Here is a 25,163-nt window from a genome sequence, read left to right on the forward strand (position 1 = left end):
CTCCGCATGCACATCCCCACCGAACAGGTCCTGGTCAACCTCGCGCTCTACGACGGCGTGCGGGACGACCTCCAGCGCGACCAGGGCATCTGGGTCGGCGCCGACGGCACGATCCGCGCGGTCGGTCCGGTCGACGACGTCCTCGCCGAGGCCGGCGGCGCCCGGGTGGTCGACCTGCACGGCGACCACGTCATGCCCGGCCTGACCAACATGCACGTGCACCTCTCGCTCGGCCTGCCCGGCCACTTCGGCGACGAGGTGCACCGCTCGAACCTCGCCGAGCTGGTGCTGCTGATGGCCGACTCGGCGCGGCGGACCCTGCACTCCGGGGTCACCACCGCCCGGCTCGTCGGCGAGAGCCGGTACGCCGACTTCGCCCTGCGCAAGGGCATCGAGCGCGGCGCGGTGGACGGCCCACGGATCTTCACCGCCGGGCACGCCCTCTGCTGCACCGGGGGGCACGGCTGGGAGGCCGACGCCCTGGAGGCCGACGGGGCGGACGGGTTCCGCCGGCTCACCCGGCAGCAGATCCGGGCCGGCGCCGACCTGATCAAGGTGTGCATCTCCGGCGGCATCGCCGGCGAGTTCGAGTCGATCGACACCCCGCAGCTGCTCGACGACGAGCTGGCGGCGGTGATCCGGGTGGCGCACGACTGGGGCCGCAAGGTCACCGCGCACGCCGGCCCCGCCGAGTCGGTGCGCCGCGCCGTGGAACTCGGGCTGGACTGCGTCGAGCACGGCTACGAGCTGACCGACGAGGTGACCCGGCTGATGGCCGACCGGGGTGTCTGGTACGTCCCGACCATCGTGGTCAGCCGCTGCGAGCAGTTCTTCCGCGACGCCGGCGTGCCGGGCTGGCTGATGGACCGCGCCCTGGGCGCCGGGCCCCGGCACTGGGAGAGCCTCCAGCACGCCATCCGCAACGGAGTGCCGATCGCACTGGGCAGCGACATGCCGCCGCACGCCGGCTACGACGAGACGACCGCGACCGTGCGTGAGCTGGAGTTCATGGTGGACGCCGGGATGCCCGTGGCCGACGCGCTGAAGTCCGCCACCATCCGCCCCGCGCAGTGGCTGGGCCAGGCCGACACGCTCGGCAGCGTCGAGGTGGGCAAGCACGCCGACCTGCTGGTCCTGCGCGACGATCCCACCCGGTCGGTGTCCGCGCTGCGCACCCTGCACGCGGTGCTCAAGGGCGGCGTCGGATACCGCGACGACCACGGCCGCCTGGGCTTCGACCGATGACGACCATCACCGAGGTCGCCGACGGGTACCTCGACGCGCTCGCCGAGCTGGCCCCGGAGGCCGCCGAGGCGGCGGGTCGTACCCCCGGATCGCACTTCGCGGACCTCTCCCCCGACGGCTTCGCGGCCCGCGCGGAGCTGGCGCGCGGCACCGCCACGGCGGCGGCCGGCGCCGACGCCGACGGCACGGCGCAGCGGGCCCTCGCGGGCGCGCTGCGCGACCGGCTGGCCAGCGAGGTCGACCTCTACGACGCGGGCTTCACCACCCGGCTGCTCGCCCCGCTGGCGACGCCGGTGCACCTGGTCCGGCAGGTGTTCGACAACCTGCCGCGCGCCACCGACGAGGACTGGGCGGTCGTCGCCGCGCACCTGCGCCGGGTGCCCACGGCCCTCGGCCAGTACGCCGAGACGCTGCGCTGGTCGGCGAAGCGGGGACACCTGGTGGCCCGCCGGCAGGTGCTGGCGGTTGCCGACCAGTGCACCGCATGGGTCACCGCCGACGACTTCTACGGCCGGCTGGTGGCCGGCCACCCGGGCGGGCCGCTCGCCGGGGAGCTGGCTGCCGGGGCGCGGTCGGCCGCCGCCGCGACGGCGGACTTCGCCGCGTTCCTGCGCACCGAGCTGGCGCCCCGGGCCACCGACGTCGACGGCGTCGGCCGCGACCTGTACGCCGTCACCGCGCGCAGCTTCCTCGGGGCGACCGTCGGCCTGGACGAGCTGTACGCGTACGGCTGGGCGGAGCTGGCCCGCACCGCCGCCGAGCAGCGGGCGGTCGCCGCCGAGCTGGGCCACCCCGACGTGGCGTCGGCGCGGGCCGCGCTGGACGCCGACCCCGCCGGCCGGGTGCCGGTCGGGCCCGACCTGGAGCGGTGGCTGCGCGAGCGCACCGAACAGCTCACCGACGCCCTCGACGGACCGCACTTCGACATCCCGGCCGCCACCCGCCACGTGGTGTGCCGGCTCAGCCCCGCCGCCTCCGGCGTCATGTACTACACCCCGCCCGACGCCGGGCTGACGCGGCCGGGCGGAATCTGGTGGTCGACGCCCCCCGGCGAGTCGACGGTGCCGGTGTGGCGGCACGTCGGGACGCTCTGCCACGAGGGGCTGCCCGGGCACCACCTCCAGCACGCGATCACCCTCACCACCGCCGAGCTGCACCCGTGGCAGCGGTCGCTGTGCCAGGTGCACGGGTACGCCGAGGGCTGGGCGCACTACGCCGAACGCCTCGCCGACGAACTGGGCCTCTACGCCGGTCCCGCCGAGCGGCTCGGGATGCTCGACGGGCAGATGTGGCGCGCGGCCCGGGTGGTCATCGACCTCGGCCTGCACCTGGACGTGCCGATCCCGCCCGGGAACGGCGTCACCGACGCGCGCCGGTGGACCCCCGAGCTGGCCGTGGACTTCCTGGTCCGCGTCGCCGGGCTGGACCCGGCGACCGCGCGGTTCGAGGTCGACCGCTACCTGGGCTGGCCGGCGCAGGCGTTGGCCTTCAAGGTCGGGGCGCGGCTCTGGCAGCAGGCCCGCCGGGAGGTCGAACGGCGCGAGGGCGCGGGATTCGACCGCAAGCGGTTCCACCACCGCGCCCTGCGGCTCGGCCCGATGGGGCTGGATCCGCTGCGCGCCCGCCTCGCCGAACTCTCCTGATCCACCGTCACCCCCGTCACCCCCGTCCGCCCCGACCGGAAGCGAGCCCCGATGACCGTTGACGATCTCACCGCCGCCATCACCGACATGTACCGGTCGTTGGGCGACCGGTCGGCGTTCGACGCCCGCCTGCACCCCGAACTGACGATCTGGGAGTCCGACGCGCCCGAGCTGCTGGACGGGCTGGCCGCCCTGGACGACCTGCGGGACCGCCGGGCGGCGGACCGGGGCCCGGCCGCGCCCCCCACCTCGGTCGCGCCCGAGCAGTTCCGGGTCGAGTCGTGGGACGACACCGGCCTGGTCCGCTACGTCCTGCGGGCCCGGTACGCGGGCGGGCAGCCGGACGACTGTTTCCGGGTGACCGACGTGCTGCGCCGCGACGAGCGGGGCTGGCGCATCGTGCACCACCACGCGGAGGCGGTCCGATGAGCGCCGAGGAACCGGTCACCGACCTCTACGACCTGCGGGTCGTGGTGGAGCGGATCGAGGGCCGGTCCGTCTGCGGCCTACGGCCGGGTGACTACATCGACCTGACCGAGTCGAACCGGCTCAGCATCCCGACGGGCAAGCACTTCTGCCTCTACGCCCTCGCCGCGTGCCTGCCGCTGCTGCCGGCCAAGCAGCGGCCGCTGCCGCCGGAGGACTGGCTGGCCCGGGACAGTCACGTGGCCTGCCCGGACCCGGACGAGCGGGTCATCATGCGCATCGAACGGACCGCCCGGCGGCAGATTCCCACTGGAGACCTGACGTGAGCACCGACGACGGACGCCGACTCGTCGGCATCGGACTGCAGTCCGACAAGAGCGCCGACGAGTACGCGGCACTGGCCGAACTCGCCGAACGGCACGGCTTCGACGTGCTGTCGGTCTTCGGCGACCTGATGTACCAGCCGCCGATCTTCCCGCTGCTGGTGGCCGCCCGGCACACCCGGCGGATCCGGCTCGGGTCGGCCTGCCTGAACCCGTTCACCATGCACCCGGTGGAGATCGCCGGGCAGGTCGCTGCCCTGGATCTGGCGTCGAACGGGCGGGCCTACCTCGGGCTGGCCCGGGGCACCTGGCTCGACCAGATCGGGGTGCCGCAGGCCCGGCCGCTGCGCCGGATCACCGAGACGGTCGACGTGGTGCGGCTGCTGCTCTCCCGCGACGAGGGCGGCTTCGCGGGCCGGGAGTTCACCGTGGCGCCCGGCACGGCGCTGCGCTACGCCCCGGTCCGCGCCGACGTGCCCGTCCTGGTGGGGACGTGGGGTCAGCAGACCGCCCGGACGGCTGCCGCCTTCGCCTCGGAGATCAAGGTCGGCGGGTCGGCCAACCCGGCGATGGCCAAGACGATGCGCGCCTGGCTGGACGAGGCCACGCCCGCCGGCCGGGACCAGGTGGGTGTGGTGATCGGTGCGGTCACCGTGGTGGACGAGGACGGCGCCCTGGCCCGCCGGGTGGCCCGCACCGAGGTCGCCATGTACCTCGCCGTGGTCGCCGCCCTCGACCCCAACGTGGACATCGACCCGGAGCTGCTGGCGCGGATCCAGCAGCACGTCGCCCGCCAGGAGCACGATCTCGCCGGCGCGCTGATCGGCGGGGACCTGCTCGACCTGTTCGCCTTCTCCGGCACGCCCGAACATGTCGCGGCGCAGGCCGCGGCGGTGTTCGACGCCGGGGCCACCCGGGTGGAGTTCGGCACCCCGCACGGGCTGACCCCGGCCGGTGGCGTCGACCTGCTCGGCCGCCGGGTGCTGCCGCTGCTCAGGGAGTGACGCCCCGGTGGGGGCGGGCCGGAAGGGGTTCACGACCCGCCCCCATCTGACAAATTTCCACGCCCGGTCGCGTTCTTTCATTCCTGGGTCTCGCTCTTGCATTGTGGAGTCGCCTACTGCACGATGGCCATCGATACCTTTCCGCTACCGGAAGGAAGACGGCCATGGCGGTGTCCCGTCGCAGACTCATCGGATCCCTCGCCGCCGGTTCGGCGCTCGCCGCCGTCTCACCCACCGACCTGGTCTCCGCCCTGCGCGGCACGGCGTACGCGGCCAGCCCGCCGGGCGACGTCGTCGGCAAGGTCTCGGTCGGCTACCAGGGCTGGTTCAGCTGCCCCGGTGACGGCGCGCCCATCGGCGGCTGGTGGCACTGGAGCCGCGACCGGTTCCAGTCGCCCTCCCCGGCCAACACCACGATCGTCTCCTGGCCCGACATGCGGGAGTACACCCGCAGCTACACCACCGCGTACCCGCCGCTCGGCAACGGCCAGCCGGCGCAGCTCTTCTCCTCCTACGACCAGCAGACCGTCGACACCCACTTCCGCTGGATGCAGGAGCACGGCTGCGACACCGCCGCCCTGCAACGGTTCAACCCGTTCGGCGACGAGGGGCCGACCCGCGACGCCATGACGGTCAAGGTCCGTGGCGCGGCGGAACGCCACGGCCGCAAGTTCTACGTCATGTACGACGTCACCGGCTGGACGGCGATGCAGTCCCAGATCAAGCAGGACTGGCTCGACCGGATGTCCGCGCACACCGCCTCACCGGCGTACGCGCGGCAGAACGGCCGGCCGGTGGTCTGCGTCTGGGGCTTCGGTTTCAACGACGACGGCCGCCCGTTCGCGCCGGCCGCCTGCCTCGACGTCGTCAACTGGTTCAAGGCCCAGGGCTGCTACGTCATCGGCGGCGTGCCGACCTACTGGCGGCAGGGCGTCAACGACTCCCGGCCGGGCTTCTCCGAGGTCTACCACGCGTTCCACATGCTCTCGCCGTGGATGGTCGGCCGCACCGGCACCCTCGATGGGCTCGACTGGTTCCATACCAACGTCAACCTCCCCGACCTGGCCGACTGCGCGGCGCACGGCATCGACTACCAGCCCTGCGTGATGCCCGGCGACCTGTCGGCCGGGCACCGCCGCCACGGCGACTTCTACTGGCGGCACCTCTACAACATGACCCGGCTGGGCGCGCAGGGCCTCTACGTCTCCATGTTCGACGAGTACAACGAGGGCAACCAGATCGCCAAGACCAGCGAGACGCAGGCGACGACGCCGGCCGGGGCGGGCATCCGGGCGCTGGACGAGGACGGCACCGTTTGCTCCGCCGACTACTACCTGCGGATCACCGCCGACGGCGGCCGGATGTTCAAGGGGCAGCTCGCCCTGACCCCCGTACGACCGACGCCGCCCGTCCTCGGCGGCGGCCCACAGCCCGGGGGCGACCTGGCCGCCGGCCGGCCGGCGTCGGCGAGCAGCCAGAACGGCGCGTTCGCCGCCGGCAACGCCGTCGACGCCGACCCGAACAGCTACTGGGAGTCCGCCAACGGCGCCTTCCCCCAGTGGTGGCGGGTCGACCTGGGCGCGAGCCACCCGGTGGCCCGGGTCGTCCTTGCCGTGCCCGCCGGCTGGGAGGCGCGCACCCAGACGGTGACGGTGCAGGGCAGCACCGACGGCACGAATTTCACGACGCTCACCGGGCCCGTCGGGGTCCGGTTCGACCCGGCGACCGGCAACACCGCGACCCTCACCGTGCCGTCCACCGCCGCCCGCCACGTCCGGGTCACCGTCGCGGGCAACACCGCCTGGCCGGCGGCCCAACTCGCTCAGGTCAAGGTGTACGCGGCGACCGGCACGCCCACCACGCCCACCACGCCGGGCGGCCTCACGGTGACCGGCCGGACCTCGACCAGCGTGTCGCTGGCCTGGACGGCGTCGACCGACCCCGACGGCATCACCGGCTACCAGGTGCGCCGCGACGGGCAGACCGTCGCGTCCGTCCCGGGCACCTCCGCCACCGTCGGCGGGCTGACGCCCCAGACCGCGTACACCTTCACGGTCGTCGCAGTGGACGGCGCCGGCACGCTGTCGGCGCCCTCCGCCGCCGTGTCGGCGACCACCGCGCCGGCGCCCGGGGCCGACCTCGCCCGGGGCAGGTCGGTGACGGAGAGCAGCCACGTGCAGGCCTACGGCTGTGCCAACACCGTCGACGGCGACGCGGACACCTACTGGGAGAGCGCCGGCAACGCCTTCCCGCAGTGGGTGCGGGTGGACCTCGGCGCGATCGTCCCCGTCGGACAGGTCGTGCTCCGGCTCCCGCCCGCCGCCGCCTGGCAACGACGCACCCAGACCCTCTCCGTCGAGGTGAGCCCGGACGGCACCGCGTGGAGCACACCCGTCGCCCCGGCCGGCCGGGTCTTCGATCCGGCCACCGGCAACCGGGTGACGATCGCCGTCCCGGCGGCGCCCGGCCGGTACGTGCGGATCCGCGTCACCGGCAACACCGGCTGGCCCGCGGCGCAGCTGTCCCAGCTTGAGGTGTACGCCGCGTAGCGGCGGTCACTGCCGGCCGCGCGGCCGGACCCGTCCCACCACGAGAAGAGTCACGCCATGCCCCTGAGCAGATCTGCGCTGCCCGGACCGTCGTCGCGGCGACGGCCCCGGGCGGCGGTCGCCGCCACCGTCGCGCTCGCGACCGCCCTCGGCGTCCTGGCCGGCGCGCCCGGCCCGGCCACCGCCACCCCGCCCGCCGGCACCGCACCGGTGGTGACCAGGGCCGGCCTCGACCCGCACCTGGTCGCGGGGCGCGGCGCCGACGTCGACTTCGTCGAGCAGGAGGCGGAGAACGCGACCACGGACGGCGAGGTCATCGGCCCCGACCGCACCGCCTACACGCTGCCCGCCGAGGCCTCCGGCCGCCGCGCCGTCCGGCTGACCCCCGGCCGGTACGTCGAGTTCGTCCTGCCCCGCGCGGCCAACGCGATCACCGTGCGCTACAGCATCCCCGACGCCCCGCAGGGCGGCGGCATCACCGCCCCGCTGGACGTGGCGGTCAACGACCGGCGGGTCCGGACGATGACCCTCACCTCGCAGTACGCCTGGCTCTACAACCAGTACCCGTTCTCCAACGACCCGACCGCCGGCCTGCTGCACCCGGACTGGTGGATCACCGAGTGCTCGTGCGTGCCGGCGGCCACCACCCCGTACCCGAGCATCCCCACCCCGTTCCGCCCCAGCCACTTCTACGACGAGCAGCGGCTGCTGCTCGGCCGGACGTACCGGGCGGGCGACCGGATCCGGCTCACCGCCCCGGCCGGCAGCAACGCGGCGTGGACGGTGATCGACCTGCTCGACTCCGAACTCGTCGGCCCGCCGCGCGTCCGGCTGCGCGCCGCGAACGTGCTGGCCTTCGGCGCCGACCCGACCGGCCGCCGCGACTCCGCCGCCGCCCTGGAGCGGGCCATCGCCTTCGCCCGGCGGGCGGACGTACCGGTCTACCTGCCACCCGGCACGTACCAGGTCAACCGGCACATCATCGTCGACGACGTGACGATCGAGGGCGCCGGCAGCTGGTACACGATCATCAAGGGGCGCGAGGTCGCCCTGCCCACGCCCGCGCCGGACGGCTCGGTGCACACCGGCGTCGGCTTCTACGGCAGGAGCGCCGCCGACGGCGGCAGCCGCAACGTGCACCTCTCCGGCTTCGCCATCGAGGGCGACGTGCGCGAGCGCATCGACACCGACCAGGTCAACGCGATCGGCGGCGCGATGAGCGACTCCACCATCGACGGGCTGCACCTGCGCCACACGAAGGTGGGCATCTGGTTCGACGGGCCGATGAGCAACGTGCGGGTCACCAACACGATCATCGTCGACCAGATCGCGGACGGGCTCAACTTCCACACCGGCGTCACCGACTCGCTGGTCGCCCACACCTTCGTCCGCAACAGCGGCGACGACGGGCTCGCGATGTGGTCGGAGAAGGTCGGCAACGCCCGCAACCGCTTCGACCACAACACCGTGCAGTCCCCGGTGCTGGCCAACGGCATCGCCCTCTACGGCGGCACCGACCTCACCGTGTCGCACAACCTGGTCGCCGACCCGGTGCGCGAGGGCAGCGCGATCCAGGTCGGCTCCCGCTTCGGCGCGCAGCCCTTCACCGGGCGGCTGCTGATCACCGGCAACACCACCGCCCGCGCCGGCACGTACGAGCTGAACTGGAAGATCGGGCTGGGGGCCATCTGGTTCTACGCGCTGGACCGGGACATCGACGCGCGGATCGAGGTGATCGGGGACAGCTACCTCGACAACACGTACAACGCCATCATGCTGGTCAGCGACTGGCCCGTGAAGGACCTCCACTCCATCACCGGCGTCCGCTTCCAGGACATCCGGGTCGACGGCACGGGCACCTCCGTGCTGAGCGCCCGGGCGGCGGGGTCGGCCTCGTTGCGCAACCTCGACGCCCGCAACGTCGGCGCCGTCGGCGTCAACAACTGCGGGTCGTTCAACTTCCCGGCGACCGGCTCGGAGTTCGCCCTCACCGACCTGGGCGGCAACGACGGCGGCTGGCTGGCCCCGTGGCAACTGCCGAACACCATCACCTGCGACGACCGGCCGCCGGTCGTGCCGCCACCGCCACCGTCGGCCTGGTGAGCCCCTCGCGGTGGGCGGTGGACTCCGCCGCCCACCGCACCGGCCAGTCCTGTCCGGCGGGTGCCCAGCACCAGGTCGGAGGGGCGATCGTAGGCTCGGCCGACTCCGCCGCGCCACCGCCAGCCGCCGCCGTACCGGGACACCCCGGCACGGCGGCGGCTTTTCTCGTGCCCCGCCCGACGGGAACCGTCGGCCCAACCCCGCACCCACCCGCCGGCCGTGTGACGGGTCAGCCGTTCACCACGATTGACGAATATCGACCAAATGTGCTAACAAAACGCCTTGTGAATGTCGCCGAAAATGGCGGAAACCCTCCCCTTTCCGAAAACGGACACGGTGTGCGACAGGGGCGTGACACATTGCCTTTCGTCGTTGCATAATGGCCGCCGCACGCGCTGTCGCACCGTCGGTTTCCGATGCGGCGACGCCGACCGAAGGGGACACAATTCCGTGAAGCGGGACCACTCACCTGTGCTGCCTGGCGACGGCGCCACGGACTATGCGCGCTACATGCGGCTGGACGCGCTGCTCGACCTGCAACGGCGTCCGGAGGAGATGCTCCACCGCGACGAGTTGCTCTTCCAGGTGGTGCACCAGTCCACCGAGTTGTGGCTGAAACTCGCCGCCGCCGAGCTGGCCGAGGCGGTCACCCGGCTGCGCGCCGGCGAGCTGGCGGTGACCGAGTCGCTGCTGGCCCGGGCGACGCTCGGAATCCAGCTGGTCACCGACCACCTGGAGATGTTCCGGCACCTGGCCCCGGCCGACTTCCAGGCCATGCAACCGGCGCTGGGCAAGGGATCCGGCGCGGAGTCGCCCGGCTGGCGGCAGGTCCAGGCCACGAGCCGACAGCTCGGCCGGGCGTTCGCCGAGCAACTGGAAGCCCAGGGAATCGACCCGGCCACACTGGGCCGGCCGGATCCGGCGGACCCCGTCCAGCGGCTCGCCGAGGCGCTCGTCGAGTGGGACGAGCGGGTGTCGCTGTGGCGGACGCGGCACTACCAGATCGCCCTGCGCGTCGGGGGCCACGCCCCGGACGGCGCCGAGGCGACGATGCTCGCCAAGCTCGTCGGGTACCGGTTCTTCCCCGAACTGTGGCGGGCCCGCCTGAAGCCCACCGACGAATCCGGTAACGAATCACAGGTCGGTCGTCCCTGACAATCGTCGTCCACCAGAAATTGTCAATCCCTCCCCACCTGTCTGCGTGGCGACCGAAATGTCGAGGTGCGGTTCGTGCGTGAACTGACGAGTTGGCTGTCCGGTGCCGGTGAGCCCGACAGTTTCCCATACTCCGCCGTGCTGGCGGAGTATCACCGGGTCGGCAAACACTTCGTCGAGAAGGAACTGCTGGCCCTGCTCGACCAGGCCCGTGCGCAGTCGACGGTGCCGGCGGCCGCGCGGGATGCCCACGCCCGGTTGCTGGGTGACTTCCTCGACGCCGCGCTCGACAAGTGGGACGGCCGGTACGACTACCGCAGTTACCTGGCGCTGCGGCTGCTTCGGCTGCCCTGCGGGGACGACGTCGACGACGGGCCGGCCGCCGACCCCGTCGGTGCCCGGCGGGACCGGGACCGGCTCCTCGTCCGCCTGGTCGCCGACGCGCTGGCCTTCGAGCTGACCGCCGCCTCCGGCGCCACCGACCTGCTGCCCGAGCGGCGCCCGAGCCGGGACGTGGTGGCCAAGCGCTACCGGCTCGGCGTACGGGCCGCGTCCCCCGCTCTCGTCCGGCTGGGCCTGGCCGGCACGGTCCCCCACCGGGAGGCGGTGGCGACCCCGGACGAGCTGCGGGCCCTCGCCGCCGACCCGGATCCCACCGGGGAGCTGGTGCTGCGGCTGAGCATGCTGCCGGTCCACGTGACACACGACGAGTACCTGTTCATCCGGGTGCTCCAGGCGTACGAGTGCCTCTTCGCGGGAATCGCCGACGAGCTGCGCGCCACCGTCGCCGCCCTGACCGCCGGCCACGCAGGACCGGCGGTCGAGCGGCTGGCGTACGCCCGCGAGCAGCTCACCGCCGCCGGACCGCTGTTCTCGCTGCTGGCCACCATGCAGGCGGAGGCGTTCCGGACCTTCCGGGAGTTCACCGAGGGGGCGAGCGCCATCCAGTCGCGCTCCTACAAGCTGGTGGAGTCGCTGTGCCGTACCCCGGAGGGGTCGCGGTTGGACTCGGCCGCCTACCACCAGGTGCCGGAGGTCCGCGACCGGGTGCACGCCGGGCGGCCGTCGGTCGACGACGCGTTCCGGGCCGCCGTACGCGACGGACTGCTCGCCGCGCCCGGCGGCGAGCGGGTCGAGGAGGAGATGCGGTCGTTCGCCGCTGCGGTCGTCCAGTGGCGGCGTACGCACCACCGGCTGGCGACCCGGATGCTCGGCCCCCGCCCCGGCACCGGCTACACGGAGGGCACGCCCTACCTGGCCGCCGTCCGGTCCATCCCGGTCTTCACCTCCGTCGCCGACGACTCCCGATCCCCGTCCCCGACCGCACCGACCGGAGGCAGCCCCGAGTGAGCCCGCCCGAACCGCACCCCGACGCGCACCTGCCCGAGTGCCTCGACGCCACCGCGCACGCCGCCCTGCGCGCCGAGTTCCCCCTGCTCCAGAGCGCCGTCTATCTCAACAACAACTCCACCGGCGCGGTGCCCAGAGGGGCGGAACACGTCCTCACCGGCTACTGGGAGACGCTGCGGAGCTGGCGCGACGAGGTCTGGCAGGGCTGGCACGTCGGCCTCGACCGGTACGCCGACTCGGTCGCCGCCCTCATCGGCGCGCCGGCGGGCAGCGTCGTCACGGACGCGAACCTCAGCACGCTGCTCGCCCGGGTCGCGTCCTGTTTCGACTACCGCCCGCCGCGCGACCGGATCGTCACCACCGACCTCGAGTACCCGACCGTGCCGTTCATCTGGAACGCGTTCCGCCGCTACGGCGCCCGACTCGACGTGGTCGGCTCGGGCGGCCCGCGGTTCGACGAGGACGCCCTCGAGGCGCGCGTCGACGAACGCACGCTGCTGGTGTGCGTCCCGCACGCCAGCTTCTCCTCCGGCGCCACCATCGACCTGCACCGGCTGGTGCGGCGCGCCCACGACGTCGGCGCCCTGGTGGTGGTCGACGCCTTCCAGAGCGTCGGGGTGATGCCGCTGGACGTGACGGCGCTCGGCGTCGACGTGGTCCTCGGCGGCGCGCACAAGTGGCTGTGCGGGGTCGGCACCGCCTTCCTCTACGTCCGCCCGGGCCTGGTCCCGGAGCTGGAACCGGCGGCGACCGGCTGGCAGGCCGGCGACCGGGCGTTCACGTTCCAGCCGTCGACCGGCTGGGCCGACGGGGCCCGGCGGTTCGCCGGCGGCACCCCGTTCCCCCTCACCTCGCTGGTCTCCCAGGTCGGCCTGGACCTGCTGGCCGGGGTGGGCATCGACGCGATCCGCCGGCACTCGCTCGCCTGCACCCAACGGGTCCTGGACCGGGCCGCGGCGGCCGGCATCGACGTGGTCAGCCCGACGGACCCGCACCGGCGCGGCGGCGTCGTCTGCCTGGACGTCGCCGACGGCGAGGCCGTCAAGCGGCGGCTGGTCGCGCGCGACATGGTCTGCAGCTGGCGGGGCCACCTGCGGGTCGGCCCGCACGTCTACAACACCCTCGACGAGATCGACACGTTCATGGACGCCCTGGAAGAGGAGCTGAAACGGTGAAGGTCACGCTGTCCCCCCGGGCGCTGATGAGTCTGCTCGCCAACGGGCCCAAGGCCATGGACGTGCTGGAGACCGCGCTCGGCATGGGACTGCTCGACGCGCTGGAGCCCGGGCCGGCGAGCCTCGGCGAGCTGGCCGCCCGGTTCGGCGTACGGCCCCTGCGGCTCTACAAGTTCCTCGACTGCCTGGAGAGCCTCGGCGTCGTCGAGCGCAGTGAGCCAGGCGACGACATCACGACGGCCACGTACCGCGCGGTGCCCGGCCTCCGGGACGCCGTCACGGCGGTCGTCGGCCCCGGCGCCGTCGAACGCGACCGGGACCGCTACCCCTGGCGGCGGCTGCACGGACGGCTGGCCGAGAGCCTGCGGGGCGAGGTGAGCATGAGCGACGACGACTTCGCCTGGCCCCCGAAGACCGACGAGCAGACCGCCGACTTCGAGCGCAGCATGGCCGTCGGTCTCGGCCCGGTGATCGAGACGGTGCACCGCAACGCCGACCGGCTGTGGCCGGACCGGCGTCGCCTGCTGGACGTCGGCGGGGGCGACGGCACGCTCGCCGCGCACGTCCTCGACGACGCCCCGGGGCTGCGGGCCGACGTGTACAACCTGCCGGCCGTGGCGCCGCTGGTGGCGGCCACCGCGGCCCGCGGGGGGCATGCCGACCGGCTGGGTTTCGTCGGCGGCGACTTCTTCGCCGAGCCGCTGCCCACGGGCTACGACGCCATGGCGTTCGTCCGGGTGCTGCACGACTGGCCGAACGACGTCGCCCGCCGGCTGGTCGAGAAGGCGTACGCGGCCCTCGAACCGGGCGGGCTGCTGGTGATCTGCGAGGAGTTCCGCACCCCGGACCGGCTGGCGATGCAGTTCTTCTGGAGCTACTTCCTCATCGGGGTCGACAGCTGCGTCAGCCGGCTGCGGGAGGTCGAGTTCTACACCGGCCTGCTCAAGGAGGTCGGCTTCGACCGGGTGGCCGTGCTGCCCGGCGGCTGGGAGCTGGTCTGCGCGTACAAGCCGGTGGCCGGGGTGTGATCCGCCGGGCCGGCGTGGCGGGGCCGCTTCCCCGCCACGCCGGCTCGGCGGCGTTTGACCGCCGGGGCCGGGGGAAGACCGTGCGCCCAGGGCCGATTCCGGAGGAGCGACGATGGCGGACGCAGGACGGGCCAGGAAGGCCACCGGGGCGCGCAAGGCCCCGATGAAGCGGGCGGCGGCGGCGAAGAAGGTGGCGACGGCCACGAAGCGGGCCACCGGGGCGACCGCGGCCAGGTCCCCGGGCGGGAAGCCCACCCCGACGACCGCCCGCGCGGCCCGGAAGAAGGACACCTCGGCCACGGCGGCCCCGGCCCGCGCCCGCAAGGCGCCCGCCACCGCCGCGCCCGCGAAGAAGGCGCCCGCGAAGAAGGCGGCGAAGGCCGCGGCGACCCGCGCCGGCGCGGCCTCGAAGGCCCCGGCCCGCAAGGCGACGACCATGGAGTCGTTCGGCACCCGACGGGCGCCCCGGACGAGCGCCGGCTGAGCCGGCATCACGACGCGCGGCGGGGTCCGGACGCCGGCGGCGCCGGGGCGTCGGCCAGAATGGGCCGGTGGCGAAGCGATCCCGCCGGCGGGCGGCCGACGACCGTGACCGGCCCTGCCCCTGCGGCGCCGGCCAGCCGTACGCCGGATGTTGCGGGCGGCTGCACCGGGGCGAGGCGGACGCGGCGACCGCCGAGGCGCTGATGCGCTCGCGGTACAGCGCCTTCGCCGTCGGCGACACCGCGTACCTGCTGCGCAGCTGGCACTCCTCGACCCGGCCGGGCGCCCTCGACCTCGACCCCGGCCAGCGCTGGACGGGCCTGGAGGTCGTCGACACCGACCGGGGCGGGCTGTTCGACGCCACCGGCACCGTCGAGTTCCGGGCCCACCACCGCGCCGGCGGCCAGCCGGGTACGCAGAGCGAGCGCAGCCGGTTCGTCCGCGAGGACGGCCGTTGGGTCTACCTCGACGCGCTGCCCGACTGACGCCCGGTCGCGGCGCCTGGGCACCGCGACCGGGACGCGCTCAGCCGTTGGCGGCGACGCCGTGCGTCAGGCCGAGCCGGTCGACCGCCGCCGAGACGAGTTCGTCAGGCGTCAGCGACAGGTCGAGCACCAGCACCGACTCGTCCGGGTGGTGCTGTTCCAGGGTGGCCAGCTGCGACTCCAGCAGGCTCGGCGGCATGAAGTGCCCGGCACGCCGGGCCATCCGCTCCCGGATCACCTCGGCGGCGCCGTCCAGGTGGACGAACTCGACGCTCGGCGGCCCCTGCCGCAGCGTGTCGCGGTAGGACCGCCGCAGCGCCGAGCAGGCCAGCACCGTCGACACGCCCTCGGCGGCGCGGGCGGCCATCCAGCCGGCCAGCTCGCGCAGCCAGGGCAGTCGGGCGGCGTCGTCCAGCGGCACGCCGGCGCGCATCTGCGCCACGTGCTCCGGCGTGTGGAACTCGTCGGCCTCGGCGAAGACCAGTCCGGTACGGGCGGCGATGCCCCGGGCCACGGTCGTCTTGCCGGCGCCGGACACCCCCATCACGACCACGTGCCGCGTCGGGGACGCGCCCTCACCAGTCATGGACGGTGCCGTCCTGGAGCCGGTTGAACGGCAGGTACGCCGGCACGTACGGGAACTTCGCGGCGGCCTCCTCGTCCAGTTCGACGCCGAGCCCGGGCTGCTCCCCCGGGTGCAGGTAGCCGTCGACGAAGGTGAACGACTGCCGGAACACCTCGTTGGTGAGCGCCCCGTGCCGCATGTACTCCTGGATGCCGAAGTTGTGGATGGCCAGGTCCAGGTGCAGGGCGGCGGCCATGCCGACGGGCGAGATGTCGGTCGGGCCGTGGATGCCGGACTTGATCTGGTACTGGGCGGCGAAGTCGAGCAGCTTGCGCATGGCCGTGATGCCGCCGGTGTGGGTGACGGCGGAGCGGACGTAGTCGATGAGCTGCTCGCGGATGAGCGTCTGGTAGTCCCAGACGGTGTTGAAGACCTCGCCGATCGCCAGCGGCGTGGTGGTGTGCTGGCGGACCAGCCGCAGCGCCTCCTGGTTCTCCGCCGGGGTGCAGTCCTCCAGCCAGAACAGGTCGTACGGCTCGAGGGCCTTGCCCAGCTTGGCGGCCTGGATGGGGGTCATCCGGTGGTGGCCGTCGTGCAGCAGCGGCAGCTCCGGGCCGAACTCGTTGCGGACCGCCTCGAACACGCCGGGCAGGTGGCGCAGGTAGGAGCGGGTGTCCCAGTCCTCCTCGGCCGGCAGCGGGATGCGCTGCGCCGGCTCGTAGTCGTAGCGCTTGCCGTCGGCGCTGGGCTGGGCGGCGACCCCGTACACGGCGTTGATGCCCGGCACCGAGGTCTGCACCCGGATCGAGCGGTAGCCCTCGTCGAGGTGCCGGCGGATCGAGTCGAACAGCTCCGGCAGGTCCCGGCCGGAGGCGTGGCCGTAGGCCATGATCCCGGTGCGCGACGCCCCACCCAGCAGCTGGTACAGCGGCATGCCGGCGGCCTTGGCCTTGATGTCCCACAGGGCCACGTCGACCGCCGCGATGGCGGCCATGGTGACCGGCCCGCGACGCCAGTACGCCGAGCGGTAGAGGAACTGCCAGGCGTCCTCGATGCGGTGCGCGTCCCGGCCGATCAGCAGCGGGACGACGTGGTCGCGCAGGTACGAGGCGACCGAGAGTTCCCGTCCGTTGAGGGTGCCGTCGCCCAGGCCGGTGACGCCGTCCTCCGTGGTGATCTTCAGGGTGACGAAGTTGCGGTCGGGGCTGGAGACGATGACGTCAGCGGCGACGATCTTCACGGGGTGCCTTTCTTCTTCGGGGTGCTCGGTGGTCAGCGGAGGACGTCGCCGGCCTCGTGGCCGTCGAGGAGGGACAGTTCGGCGCGGCGCGGCAGCCCTTCCCAGTCGCCGGGGCTGGAGACCGCGAAGGCGCCGAGGGTGGCCGCGCGGCGCAGCCGACCGGCCAGGTCGAGCCCGTCGAACCAGCCGGACAGGTAGCCGGCGGTGAACGCGTCCCCGGCGCCGACGGCGTCGACGGCGGTCACGGTCAGCGCCTCGGCCCGCCGGACCCCGTCGCGGGTGTGCGCGCGGGCGCCGTCGGAGCCCAGCTTGACCAGGACCGTGTCCACGCCGCGGCGCAGCAGGTTCGCCACGACGGTGGACTCGTCGGCCCCGGGGTCGCCGACGAGGTCCAGCTCGTCGGCGGAGGCGACGACGGTCGAGGCGTACCCGGCCAGCGGGGTGAGCACCTCGCGGGCGGTGTCGCGTGACCAGAGGCGTTCGCGGTGGTTGACGTCGAGGCAGACCGGGATGCCGGCGGCGACGGCTGCCTCGGCCGCCCACCGGGTGGCCGCGCGGGCGGTGTCGGACAGCGCCGGGGTGATGCCGCTCAGGTGCAGCATCCGCGCGCCGGCGGCCAGCGGCGCCCGCAGGTCGTCGACGCCGAGGGCGGAGCCGGCCGATCCGGCCCGGTGGTACTGCACCCGGGTCAGGTCGGCGGTGCGCCGCTCCAGGAACATCAGGCCGGTCGGCCGGTCCGGGTCGCGGGTCACGCCGTCGACGGCGACCCCCTCGGCGCGTAGCTGGCGCAGCACGTACTCGCCGAACTCGTCGGCGCCGACCCGGCCGACCCACGCGGCCCGGTGGCCCAGCCGGGCCACCGCGACGGCCACGTTGGACTCGGCGCCGGCCAGGTGCATGGTCAGCGGCCCTCCGGCGGCGAGCGGGCCGGCCGAGCGCAGCGACACCAGGGCCTCGCCGACGGTGAGCAGGTCGGGTGCGGTCATGACGGCGTCGACTCCCGCACGGCGGCGAGGTAGCTGCGCGCCCGCGCCCGCAGGGCGTCCAGGTCGCCGCCGGAGGCGGCGTCGCCGACCAGGGGGCCGCCGAGGCCGACCGCGATCGCGCCGGCCCGGAAGTAGCCGGGCACGTCGTCGCGGCCGACGCCGCCGACCGCGACGAACGGGATGTCCGGGAAGGGGTCGCGCACCGCCCTGAGGTACGCCGGGCCGCCGACCGACGCCGGGAAGAGCTTGACCGCCGACGCCCCCATCCGCACCGCGGTGTAGGCCTCGGTCGGGGTGAGCGCCCCGGCAGCCACCGGGAGGCCGCGGCGCGCCGCCTCGGCGATCGACTCGACCACGGCCGGCGTCACCACGAACTGCGCGCCCGCGGCGGCCACGTCGGCGACGTCGGCGGTGGTGAGCACCGTGCCGGCCCCGACCAGCGACCCGGCGGGGGCCGCCGCACGCAGCGCCTCGATCGCCCCGAGGGCGTCCGGCGTGGTCAGGGCCACCTCGACGACGCGTACGCCCTCCTGGAGCAGCGCGGTGCCGGCGGCGATCGCGGCGGCGGTGTCGGTGCCGCGGATGATCGCGAGGATGCGCGCCGCGGTCAGTTCGGCGGTCAGGTTGACGGTCATGTGATCACCATTCCGCGTAGGAGCCGTCGCGGTGCCGCCACGTGGGGCTGCGCCACGCGTGTCCGCGCTTGTCCGCCGCCCGTACGGCGTGCTCGTCGATCTCGATGCCGAGGCCGGGTGCCGTGAGCCGCTCGACGTACCCGTCGACGAACGTCAGCGGGGTCTTGTCGAGGCAGTAGTCGAGCACCTCGGCGCCGAGGTTGTAGTGGATGCCGATGCTCTGTTCCTGGATCAGGTAGTTCGGCGTGGCGAAGCCAACCTGGAGGCAGGCGGCGAGCGCGATCGGCCCGAGGGGGCAGTGCGGGGCGAGCTGCACGTCGTACACCTCGGCCAGCGCGGCGATCTTGCGCACCTCGGTGATGCCGCCGGCGTGCGAGAGGTCCGGCTGGGCGACCGCGATGCCGGCCTGGAGCACCGGCAGGAACTCCTGCCGGTTGTAGAGCCGCTCCCCCGTCGACACCGGCGTGGTGGTGGAACGGACGAACTCGCCGATGAGGTGCGAGTTCTCCGGCACCACCGGCTCCTCCAGGAAGAACGGCCGGTACGGCTCGAGCAGCGGGGCGACCCGGCGGGCGGTGGCGAGGGTGAACCGGCCGTGGAAGTCGACCGCCACGTCCCGCTCGTCGCCGAGCACCTCGCGGGCGGCGGCCACCCGCTGCACCACGCCGTCGATCTCGGCGACGGACGCCACGGTGCTCATCCGGCCGGAGGCGTTCATCTTCACCGCGGTCAGGCCGGTGGCGACGGCGGCGGCGATCTGGTCGCGTACCTCGCTCGGCTCGTCGCCGCCGACCCAGCCGTAGACCCGGATCCGGTCCCGGACCGGGCCGCCGAGCAGCTGGTGCACCGGCGCGCCGAAGTGCTTGCCGGCGATGTCCCACAGCGCCTGGTCGAGCCCGGCCACGGCGCTGGCCAGGATCGGCCCGCCCCGGTAGAACGAGCCCTTGGTCATGACCTGCCAGTGGTCCTCGATGCGCAGCGCGTCCCGGCCGACCAGCAGCTCGCTGAGCTGCTCGACGGCGGTGCGGACGGTCTCGGACCGGCCCTCGCAGGTCGCCTCGCCCCAGCCGACGATCCCGGAGGACGTCTCGACCCGGACGAACAGCCAGCGCGGCGCGACGAGGAAGGTCTCCACCCGTTCGATCGTGGTCATGGCGTCCTCAGCCCTTCGTGGCGCCGGCGGTGAGGCCGGAGACGACGTACTTCTGCACGAACAGGGCGATCAGCATGATCGGCAGGGTGACCACCGTGGCCGCCGCCATCAGGCCGCCCCAGTCGATGCTGGCGTAGCCGACGAAGTCGAAGATCGCCACCGGGAGCGTCTTGGTGTCGGCCCCGGACAGCACGAGGGCGAACATGAAGTTGTTCCAGGAGAAGATGAACGACAGGATGCCGGCGGTGGCGATGCCGGGCACCGACAGCGGCAGGGTGATCCGCCGGAACGCGCCGATGTGGGTGAGCCCGTCGACGAGCGCCGCCTCCTCGAGCTCGGTCGGCAGGCCGTCGAAGTAGCCCATCATGATGTAGACGATCAACGGCAGCGACACGAACATGTGGCTGAGGATCAGCACGGTGAACCCGCCGACCATCTGCAGGTTCGAGAAGACGTAGTACCAGGGCACCAGCAGCGAGACGCCGGGGATGACCCGCGCCATGAGCACGACGAGCGCGGACTTCTTCATGTTGAAGCGGCTCATCGAGTACGCGGCGGGCACGCCGAGCAGCAGCGACAGCACGGTGGCCGCGAGCGCCACCCAGAGGCTGTTGCCGATGAACTGGATGTAGTTCGCCTGCTGGAGCACGTTGGAGTAGTTGTCCATCGTCGGGGAGAAGACGAAGGCCTTGTCGGTGTCGTAGATGTCGACGTTCGTCTTCAACGACGCGGCGACCATCCACACCAGCGGCGCGATCAGCGACAGCACGACGAGGACGAGGGCCATCGTGCGGAAGATCTTGTACGGCCTGCGCAGCTTCATCGGTCCAGCCCCTTCTTGCGGTAGGTCAGGGCCCACATCACCCCGATGATGATCAGGAAGAAGATGATGAGGACGGTCGATGAGACGCCGTAGTCGTTGTAGTCGAAGCTGAGCCCGTAGGCGTACACGTTCAGGGTCTCCACCTCGTGGAACGACCCGCCGCCGCGCCCCTTGGTGGCGTAGAGGATGTCGAAGGTCTTCAGGGCGTCGATGCCGCGCAGCAGGATCGCGACGATCACGGTGGGCATCAGCAGCGGCAGGGTGACGTGCCGGAACCGCTGCCAGGTGCTGGCGCCGTCGATCAGCGCCGCCTCCTGCGGCTCGTCGGACAGCGACGTCAGGCCGGCGAGCAGGATCAGCACGACCATCGGGGTCCACTGCCAGATGTCGATGAACATCGTCGTCGGCAGGGCCGAGTTCTGCCCGGAGAGCCAGGGCTGGGGATCGATGCCGACCCAGCCGAGCACCTGGTTGGCCATGCCGATGTTGGGGTCGAAGATCAGCCGCCACATCATGCCGACCGCGACCGGGGTGGCCACCAGCGGCAGGAGGATCGCGACCCGGACCCACTTCTCACCGCGGAACGGCCGCCACAGCAGCAGGGCGATGGCCATGCCGAGGACGACCTCGAAGAAGAGCACGACGCCGGTGAAGAGGGCGGTACGCCACACGGCCGGCCAGAACCGGTCGGTGTCGCCGAGCACGTCGAGGTAGTTCTGGAAGCCGATGAACGAGCTCTCGGCACGGACCGAGCCCTCGGCGTCGGTCAGGCTGAGGTACCCGGTCCACGCCACCGGAAAGATGATCAGCACGGCGACGAACAACATGGCGGGTGCCGCGAAGAGCCACTTGCGGTGCGCGTTGGCCCAGCGCGACCAGGCCGAGGTCTCCGGGGACGCCGGACGCGCCTCGGGCGATCTTTTGACTGGTGTGGTGACGGCTGACATGAGGTCTCCGGGTGGGTCAGGGCAGCGGCCCGACGCGGGGTGGCGGAGCCGGTCGGCTCCGCCACCTGCGCTTCGGGCTACTTCGCCTCGTCGTCGAGGAACTTCTGGAACGCCTCGTTGGCCGCGTCCGCCGAGGCGGCCGCGTCCTTGCCGGTGATCGCGTCGACGATCGGCTGGCCGACGATCTCCCGCGCCTGGGCGACCTTCTCGACCAGCGGCCGGTCGTGGCCCACGCCGTTGGCGGTGCTGACCGTGGTGGCCTCGGCGAGGTCCTTCGGGTAGGTCGCCGCGCCCTCCGGGTTCTCCCAGACGGAGGTACGGGCGCTGGGCACGCCGGCCTTCTGCTGCGCCAGCGCCTGCTCCTTGCCGGCCGCCCACTGGATGAACTTCCAGGCGTTGTCCTGGTTCTTGGACGCCTCGTTGACGCCGAGCGCCCAGGACGGGATGTTGTACGGCTTCGAGCCGGCCGGGCCGGCCGGGAAGGCCGCGAACCCGACGGTCTCGGAGACCTTCGACTTGGCCGGATCGGTGGCGTTCTTGTAGAGCGAGTTGGCCTCGGTGTAGAAGGCCGCCTTGCCCTGGGTGAAGATCGCCATCGCCTCGGACCAGCTCATGTCGGTGCTGATGTTCTCCGGGCCGTGCTCACGCAGCATCCCGCCGTAGTAGGCGTACGCCTGCTTGGCCTGCTCGGTGTTGATCGAGGCCTTGCCGCTGGCGTCGACGAAGTCGCCGCCGAAGCTGTAGAGGAAGCTGGAGAACTGGGTGACGGCGGCGGCCTTGCCGGTGCGGGACACGAAGCCCGCCACGCCCGGGTTGTCCGCCTCGACCTTCGCCGCCTGCGCCTTGAGCTCGTCGAGGGTCTTCGGCGGGGCGGTGAAGCCGGACTTCTCCAGCAGGTCCTTGCGGTAGTAGAGGACCTCCTGCTCGGTGATGATCGGCACGCCGACCACCTTGTCCTCGTACGTGGTGGCCTGCACCGGTCCGGACTGGAAGTCGGCGATCTCGAACGCGCTGTCCGACTTGCTCTTCTCCGTCAGGTCGGCGAGGTACTTGTTCTTGGCGAACAGCTTCCCCTCCTGCAGCGGCCGGTACATCATCACGTCCAGGTCGGTGGACCCGGCGTTCAGCTTGACGTTGTACTGGTCGGAGAGCTGGTCCTCACCGAGCTGGGTGACCTCCACCTTCAGGCCCGACTGCTTCTCGAACTCCGGCAGGGCCTTCTTGATGTTCTCCGTCCAGACGTGGTTCACCAGCGTCACGCGAACGGTGTTCGAGCCGCCGGCGTCGTCCCCGCCGCCACCGCAGGCGGACAGGCCGAGGGCGACGACCATCGCCAGGGAAGTCCCAATAACTGATCGACGTCTCACGTCCATCTCTCCTTATGCCGTGGCCGTGGCCGCCGCCCTGACGGGTGGGCCGCCACCTCGCGGTTTACATCCGCTTAACAACCGGATGCTAGGCCGAAAAAACAGATTTATACAAGGGGTAGGCCCAACTGATATGCTCCATGACGTGAAATCGTCCTCCTCGGGGGCTGTGGCCGCCCAGCTCGCCCCTGTCGAGGCTGGCCTGCACGCACGCGTCCTCGATCGCCTCGGCACGGCCATCTGTGACGGCGAGCTGACACCGGGGTCGGTGCTCAACATCGACGACCTGGTCGACCGCTACGCCGTGTCCCGCTCGGTCGTCCGCGAGGTGCTGCGGGTGCTCGCCTCGATCGGGTTCATCGAGACCCGGCGCCGCGTCGGGGTCATGATCCGCCCGTCGGAGGACTGGAACGTCTTCGATCCGCAGGTGATCCGCTGGCGGCTCGCCTCGGCCGGCCGCATCGTCCAGCTACGCTCGATCACCGAGCTGCGGACCGCCATCGAGCCGCACGCCGCCTGGCTGGCCGCCAACCGGGTCGGCCACGACGAGGCGAGCGACCTGGTCGGGCTCGCGGCGAAGATGTGGGCCGCCGGCAAGGCCGGGGACGAGGAGCGCTTCCTCCAGCTCGACATAGAATTCCACCGCCGGATCCTGGTCGCCTCCGGCAACGAGATGTTCGTCCGGTTGCAGGACCTGATCGCGGAGGTGCTCACCGGCCGGCACCAGCACCACCTGATGCCGCACCACCCGCACGAGCAGGCCCTCCAACTGCACGCCGAGGTGGCCCAGGCGATCCAGCGGCGCGACGGCGAGCGCGCCCGGCGGGCCATGGTGCAGCTCATGGAGCAGGCCTTCGACGAGATGAGCTCGATCTGGGAGCAGACCGGCGAGACCGCCGGCGCCTGAGCGCGACCCGCCGAGCTGGCGGCGTACCGGCGCGGGCGGCTCGGCGCCGACAGCCCTGCGCGGGCGCGGACTCCGGGACCTCGACGGCCACCGGTGGTCGTTCCAACTGACGGCGGCGGGCCCGGCGGCGGTCGCACGGACCGCCGCCGGGCCGTGGTCAGCCGGGGTGCCCGGCGGTCGTCCGCGCCGGCCCGCGGCGGGCCGAGCGGCCCACGCGGGTCACCAGCAGCAGCGCCACGATCAGGTACGGCACCGCCGCCACCGCGAACGCGACCCCGTTGCCGGCCCCGGTGGCGAGCAGGCCGTAGCCGCCGTAGACCGCGATGACCGTCACGTCGGTGGCCATTCCGGCCAGCGAGGTGACGGTGGCGCGGCTGCCCCCGCTGATCCGGGCCTGCAACCGGGCGTCGGCGAGCACGGTGGCGAGCTGGAAGCCGCAGAACGCCGCCGCGACCAGCGCGAAGCCGGCCGGCCGGGCGGACAGCGCCCCCGCGACCAGGGCCAGGGCCGACAGCGCCAGCAGGCCGGCGTACCCCCGGGCGGTCAACCGCTCCCCCGCCGGGGCCAGCAGGCCGCCCACGGCCACCCCGAGCCAGGTGAGCAGGAGCAGCAGCGGCACGGTCGCCTCGCCGACGCCGGTGTCCCGGGCCAGCAGCGGGGTGTACTCGTCGAGGGCGCCCCAGACCGCCGCGACGACCGCGACCAGCAGCACCGCCGCGCGCACGGTCCGGTCGGCGCGGACCTCGGCGAGCCCCGCGCGCAGGCTCGCCCACCAGCCGAGGTCCTCGTCGTCGTCCGCCCCGCCGTCGTGCCCGGTCCGCTCCGGCCCCCCGCCGCCCAAGACGAGGGCGGGCGCGGCGTCGACATCGGCGGACTCGGCGTCGGCCCGGACAGGCGCGGCGTCGACATCAGCGGACGCGGCGTCGGCCCTGACGGACTCGGCGTCGACAGCGGCGGTCTCGGGCCGGCGGTGTTCGGGGAAGCGGGTGGCGACGGCGGCGGCGAGCAGGCAGGCGAGCACGCTCGCCACGCCGACGGCCGGGTAGCCTCCGACGGCGAACACGGGGCCGGCCAGCAGGATCGAGGCGAGCACGCCGATCGTCCCGGCCGTCTTCGCCCGGCCGATGACGCGGGCGTAGCGGCCGGCGGCGCCCAGGCGGTCGAGTTCGGTGAAGACCAACGCCTCCAGCGCGCCCGAGGCGAGCGCCCCGCCGGCGCCCCAGAGCACGAACCCGACGGCGAAGGCCGGGTACGAGGGCACGAGCACCCAGAGGGCGAAGCCGGCGGCGGTGACCACCGGCGCGAGGCTGAGCAGCAGCCGCCGGGAGACCGCGTCGGCGAACGCGCCGGAGGGCACCTCCAGCAGGATGCTGGCGGCCGACCAGATCACGAACAGCGACGAGATCTGCCACACCGACAGGCCGGTGTCGCTGAACAGCAGCGCGTACAGCGGATAGAGCAGGACGAGTTCGCTGAGGAACGCGTACCCGTAGAGGGTGGCCGCCAGCCGGCGGACGCGCGCGTCGGACGCGCGCGGAGGGTGGACAGTCATGGGACCTTCCCGTGAGGAC

At 73.1% G+C, this 25,163-nt stretch carries 23 protein-coding genes; 14 read left to right on the forward strand and 9 right to left on the reverse strand.

Translation table 11 applies throughout. The features are described 5' to 3' along the window. Positions 1-6: 6 nt before the first annotated feature. From ABZ573_RS13920 to ABZ573_RS13980, 13 genes are all read left to right on the forward strand, one after another. Entirely contained in the window at positions 7-1,245 is a 1,239-nt protein-coding gene (locus ABZ573_RS13920; protein WP_358118297.1) for an amidohydrolase family protein, read from the forward strand. Beyond that, positions 1,242-2,888 carry a DUF885 domain-containing protein gene (locus tag ABZ573_RS13925; protein ID WP_358118299.1) on the forward strand — a complete coding sequence of 549 codons (1,647 nt, stop codon included), beginning with the start codon at positions 1,242-1,244 and terminating at the stop codon, positions 2,886-2,888. Before ABZ573_RS13920 ends, ABZ573_RS13925 begins: the two co-directional genes overlap by 4 nt. Before the next feature lie 51 nt (positions 2,889-2,939). Then, on the forward strand, positions 2,940-3,317 hold the full coding sequence (locus ABZ573_RS13930; RefSeq protein WP_151453651.1) for a nuclear transport factor 2 family protein: 378 nt from the start codon (positions 2,940-2,942) through the stop codon (positions 3,315-3,317). After that, positions 3,314-3,640 carry a TIGR04076 family protein gene (locus ABZ573_RS13935; protein WP_151453650.1) on the forward strand — a complete coding sequence of 109 codons (327 nt, stop codon included), beginning with the start codon at positions 3,314-3,316 and terminating at the stop codon, positions 3,638-3,640. The genes ABZ573_RS13930 and ABZ573_RS13935 overlap by 4 nt, the downstream gene beginning before the upstream one ends. Beyond that, a complete protein-coding gene (locus ABZ573_RS13940; RefSeq protein WP_151453649.1) occupies positions 3,637-4,641 on the forward strand; it encodes an LLM class flavin-dependent oxidoreductase in 1,005 nt (334 codons plus the stop codon). The genes ABZ573_RS13935 and ABZ573_RS13940 overlap by 4 nt, the downstream gene beginning before the upstream one ends. A 164-nt stretch (positions 4,642-4,805) precedes the next feature. Then, a complete protein-coding gene (locus ABZ573_RS13945; protein ID WP_358118302.1) occupies positions 4,806-7,190 on the forward strand; it encodes a discoidin domain-containing protein in 2,385 nt (794 codons plus the stop codon). Positions 7,191-7,247: 57 nt separating this feature from the next. Then, complete coding sequence (locus ABZ573_RS13950; RefSeq protein ID WP_358118304.1) at positions 7,248-9,293, forward strand: glycosyl hydrolase family 28-related protein; 2,046 nt, start codon at positions 7,248-7,250, stop codon at positions 9,291-9,293. A 450-nt stretch (positions 9,294-9,743) separates the two neighbouring features. Beyond that, positions 9,744-10,448 (forward strand): tryptophan 2,3-dioxygenase family protein, encoded by a 705-nt coding sequence (locus ABZ573_RS13955; RefSeq protein ID WP_151453646.1) that lies wholly within the window; start codon positions 9,744-9,746, stop codon positions 10,446-10,448. A 66-nt stretch (positions 10,449-10,514) separates the two neighbouring features. Beyond that, positions 10,515-11,798, forward strand: a complete 1,284-nt coding sequence (locus tag ABZ573_RS13960) for a tryptophan 2,3-dioxygenase family protein (RefSeq protein WP_358118306.1) — start codon at positions 10,515-10,517, stop codon at positions 11,796-11,798. Then, positions 11,795-12,973, forward strand: coding sequence for an aminotransferase class V-fold PLP-dependent enzyme (locus tag ABZ573_RS13965; protein ID WP_151453644.1), 1,179 nt, complete (start codon positions 11,795-11,797; stop codon positions 12,971-12,973). Before ABZ573_RS13960 ends, ABZ573_RS13965 begins: the two co-directional genes overlap by 4 nt. After that, entirely contained in the window at positions 12,970-14,001 is a 1,032-nt protein-coding gene (locus ABZ573_RS13970) for a methyltransferase (protein ID WP_358118308.1), read from the forward strand. Before ABZ573_RS13965 ends, ABZ573_RS13970 begins: the two co-directional genes overlap by 4 nt. Positions 14,002-14,113: 112 nt before the next feature. Continuing rightward, the gene (locus ABZ573_RS13975) at positions 14,114-14,485 is read left to right on the forward strand and encodes a hypothetical protein (protein WP_327028443.1); all 372 of its coding nucleotides are present in this window, start codon (positions 14,114-14,116) and stop codon (positions 14,483-14,485) included. A 67-nt stretch (positions 14,486-14,552) separates the two neighbouring features. Continuing rightward, positions 14,553-14,969, forward strand: a complete 417-nt coding sequence (locus ABZ573_RS13980) for a YchJ family protein (RefSeq protein ID WP_358118311.1) — start codon at positions 14,553-14,555, stop codon at positions 14,967-14,969. Between the two features lie 40 nt (positions 14,970-15,009). On the opposite strand, the gene ABZ573_RS13985 is transcribed toward ABZ573_RS13980, so the two are convergent. The 8 genes from ABZ573_RS13985 to ABZ573_RS14020 all read right to left on the reverse strand — a co-directional run bounded on the left by ABZ573_RS13985 (position 15,010) and on the right by ABZ573_RS14020 (position 22,685). Next, positions 15,010-15,555: a gluconokinase gene (locus ABZ573_RS13985; RefSeq protein ID WP_151453640.1), complete on the reverse strand. Its 546-nt coding sequence runs from the start codon at positions 15,553-15,555 to the stop codon at positions 15,010-15,012. Next, positions 15,545-16,810: a D-mannonate dehydratase ManD gene (gene manD / locus ABZ573_RS13990; RefSeq protein WP_327031223.1), complete on the reverse strand. Its 1,266-nt coding sequence runs from the start codon at positions 16,808-16,810 to the stop codon at positions 15,545-15,547. The genes ABZ573_RS13985 and manD overlap by 11 nt, the downstream gene beginning before the upstream one ends. Then, entirely contained in the window at positions 16,807-17,760 is a 954-nt protein-coding gene (locus ABZ573_RS13995) for a sugar kinase (protein ID WP_358118313.1), read from the reverse strand. The genes manD and ABZ573_RS13995 overlap by 4 nt, the downstream gene beginning before the upstream one ends. After that, on the reverse strand, positions 17,757-18,395 hold the full coding sequence (locus tag ABZ573_RS14000; RefSeq protein ID WP_327028445.1) for a bifunctional 4-hydroxy-2-oxoglutarate aldolase/2-dehydro-3-deoxy-phosphogluconate aldolase: 639 nt from the start codon (positions 18,393-18,395) through the stop codon (positions 17,757-17,759). The genes ABZ573_RS13995 and ABZ573_RS14000 overlap by 4 nt, the downstream gene beginning before the upstream one ends. Positions 18,396-18,399: 4 nt before the next feature. Continuing rightward, on the reverse strand, positions 18,400-19,548 hold the full coding sequence (dgoD, locus tag ABZ573_RS14005) for a galactonate dehydratase (RefSeq protein WP_132239572.1): 1,149 nt from the start codon (positions 19,546-19,548) through the stop codon (positions 18,400-18,402). A gap of 7 nt (positions 19,549-19,555) precedes the next feature. After that, a complete protein-coding gene (locus ABZ573_RS14010; protein ID WP_358118316.1) occupies positions 19,556-20,371 on the reverse strand; it encodes a carbohydrate ABC transporter permease in 816 nt (271 codons plus the stop codon). Continuing rightward, positions 20,368-21,318 (reverse strand): sugar ABC transporter permease, encoded by a 951-nt coding sequence (locus ABZ573_RS14015; RefSeq protein ID WP_207914545.1) that lies wholly within the window; start codon positions 21,316-21,318, stop codon positions 20,368-20,370. Before ABZ573_RS14015 ends, ABZ573_RS14010 begins: the two co-directional genes overlap by 4 nt. A 77-nt stretch (positions 21,319-21,395) precedes the next feature. Then, positions 21,396-22,685, reverse strand: coding sequence for a sugar ABC transporter substrate-binding protein (locus ABZ573_RS14020; protein ID WP_225852055.1), 1,290 nt, complete (start codon positions 22,683-22,685; stop codon positions 21,396-21,398). A gap of 145 nt (positions 22,686-22,830) precedes the next feature. Between ABZ573_RS14020 and ABZ573_RS14025 the strand changes: the two genes are divergently transcribed. Continuing rightward, positions 22,831-23,592 carry a FadR/GntR family transcriptional regulator gene (locus ABZ573_RS14025; protein ID WP_225852054.1) on the forward strand — a complete coding sequence of 254 codons (762 nt, stop codon included), beginning with the start codon at positions 22,831-22,833 and terminating at the stop codon, positions 23,590-23,592. A gap of 157 nt (positions 23,593-23,749) precedes the next feature. Here the strand turns inward: ABZ573_RS14025 and ABZ573_RS14030 are convergent, their stop codons facing one another. Then, positions 23,750-25,144, reverse strand: coding sequence for an MFS transporter (locus ABZ573_RS14030; protein WP_327028448.1), 1,395 nt, complete (start codon positions 25,142-25,144; stop codon positions 23,750-23,752). Between the last annotated feature and the right edge of the window lie 19 nt (positions 25,145-25,163).

The organism is Micromonospora sp. NPDC007220, assembly GCF_040634035.1.
Classification (GTDB): Bacteria; Actinomycetota; Actinomycetes; order Mycobacteriales; family Micromonosporaceae; genus Micromonospora; species Micromonospora reichwaldensis.

Bases quoted from the DNA above. Each gene is read 5' to 3' on its own strand.
- ABZ573_RS13920 (WP_358118297.1), top strand. From the start codon at position 7: ATGCACATCCCCACCGAACAGGTCCTGGTCAACCTCGCGCTCTACGAC.
- ABZ573_RS14015 (WP_207914545.1), bottom strand. From the start codon at position 21,318: ATGTCAGCCGTCACCACACCAGTCAAAAGATCGCCCGAGGCGCGTCCG.
- ABZ573_RS13950 (WP_358118304.1), top strand. From the start codon at position 7,248: ATGCCCCTGAGCAGATCTGCGCTGCCCGGACCGTCGTCGCGGCGACGG.
- ABZ573_RS14030 (WP_327028448.1), bottom strand. From the start codon at position 25,144: ATGACTGTCCACCCTCCGCGCGCGTCCGACGCGCGCGTCCGCCGGCTG.
- ABZ573_RS13975 (WP_327028443.1), top strand. From the start codon at position 14,114: ATGGCGGACGCAGGACGGGCCAGGAAGGCCACCGGGGCGCGCAAGGCC.
- ABZ573_RS13930 (WP_151453651.1), top strand. From the start codon at position 2,940: ATGACCGTTGACGATCTCACCGCCGCCATCACCGACATGTACCGGTCG.
- ABZ573_RS14000 (WP_327028445.1), bottom strand. From the start codon at position 18,395: ATGACCGTCAACCTGACCGCCGAACTGACCGCGGCGCGCATCCTCGCG.
- ABZ573_RS13985 (WP_151453640.1), bottom strand. From the start codon at position 15,555: ATGACTGGTGAGGGCGCGTCCCCGACGCGGCACGTGGTCGTGATGGGG.
- ABZ573_RS13925 (WP_358118299.1), top strand. From the start codon at position 1,242: ATGACGACCATCACCGAGGTCGCCGACGGGTACCTCGACGCGCTCGCC.
- ABZ573_RS13995 (WP_358118313.1), bottom strand. From the start codon at position 17,760: ATGACCGCACCCGACCTGCTCACCGTCGGCGAGGCCCTGGTGTCGCTG.
- ABZ573_RS13935 (WP_151453650.1), top strand. From the start codon at position 3,314: ATGAGCGCCGAGGAACCGGTCACCGACCTCTACGACCTGCGGGTCGTG.
- ABZ573_RS13945 (WP_358118302.1), top strand. From the start codon at position 4,806: ATGGCGGTGTCCCGTCGCAGACTCATCGGATCCCTCGCCGCCGGTTCG.
- ABZ573_RS14010 (WP_358118316.1), bottom strand. From the start codon at position 20,371: ATGAAGCTGCGCAGGCCGTACAAGATCTTCCGCACGATGGCCCTCGTC.
- dgoD (WP_132239572.1), bottom strand. From the start codon at position 19,548: ATGACCACGATCGAACGGGTGGAGACCTTCCTCGTCGCGCCGCGCTGG.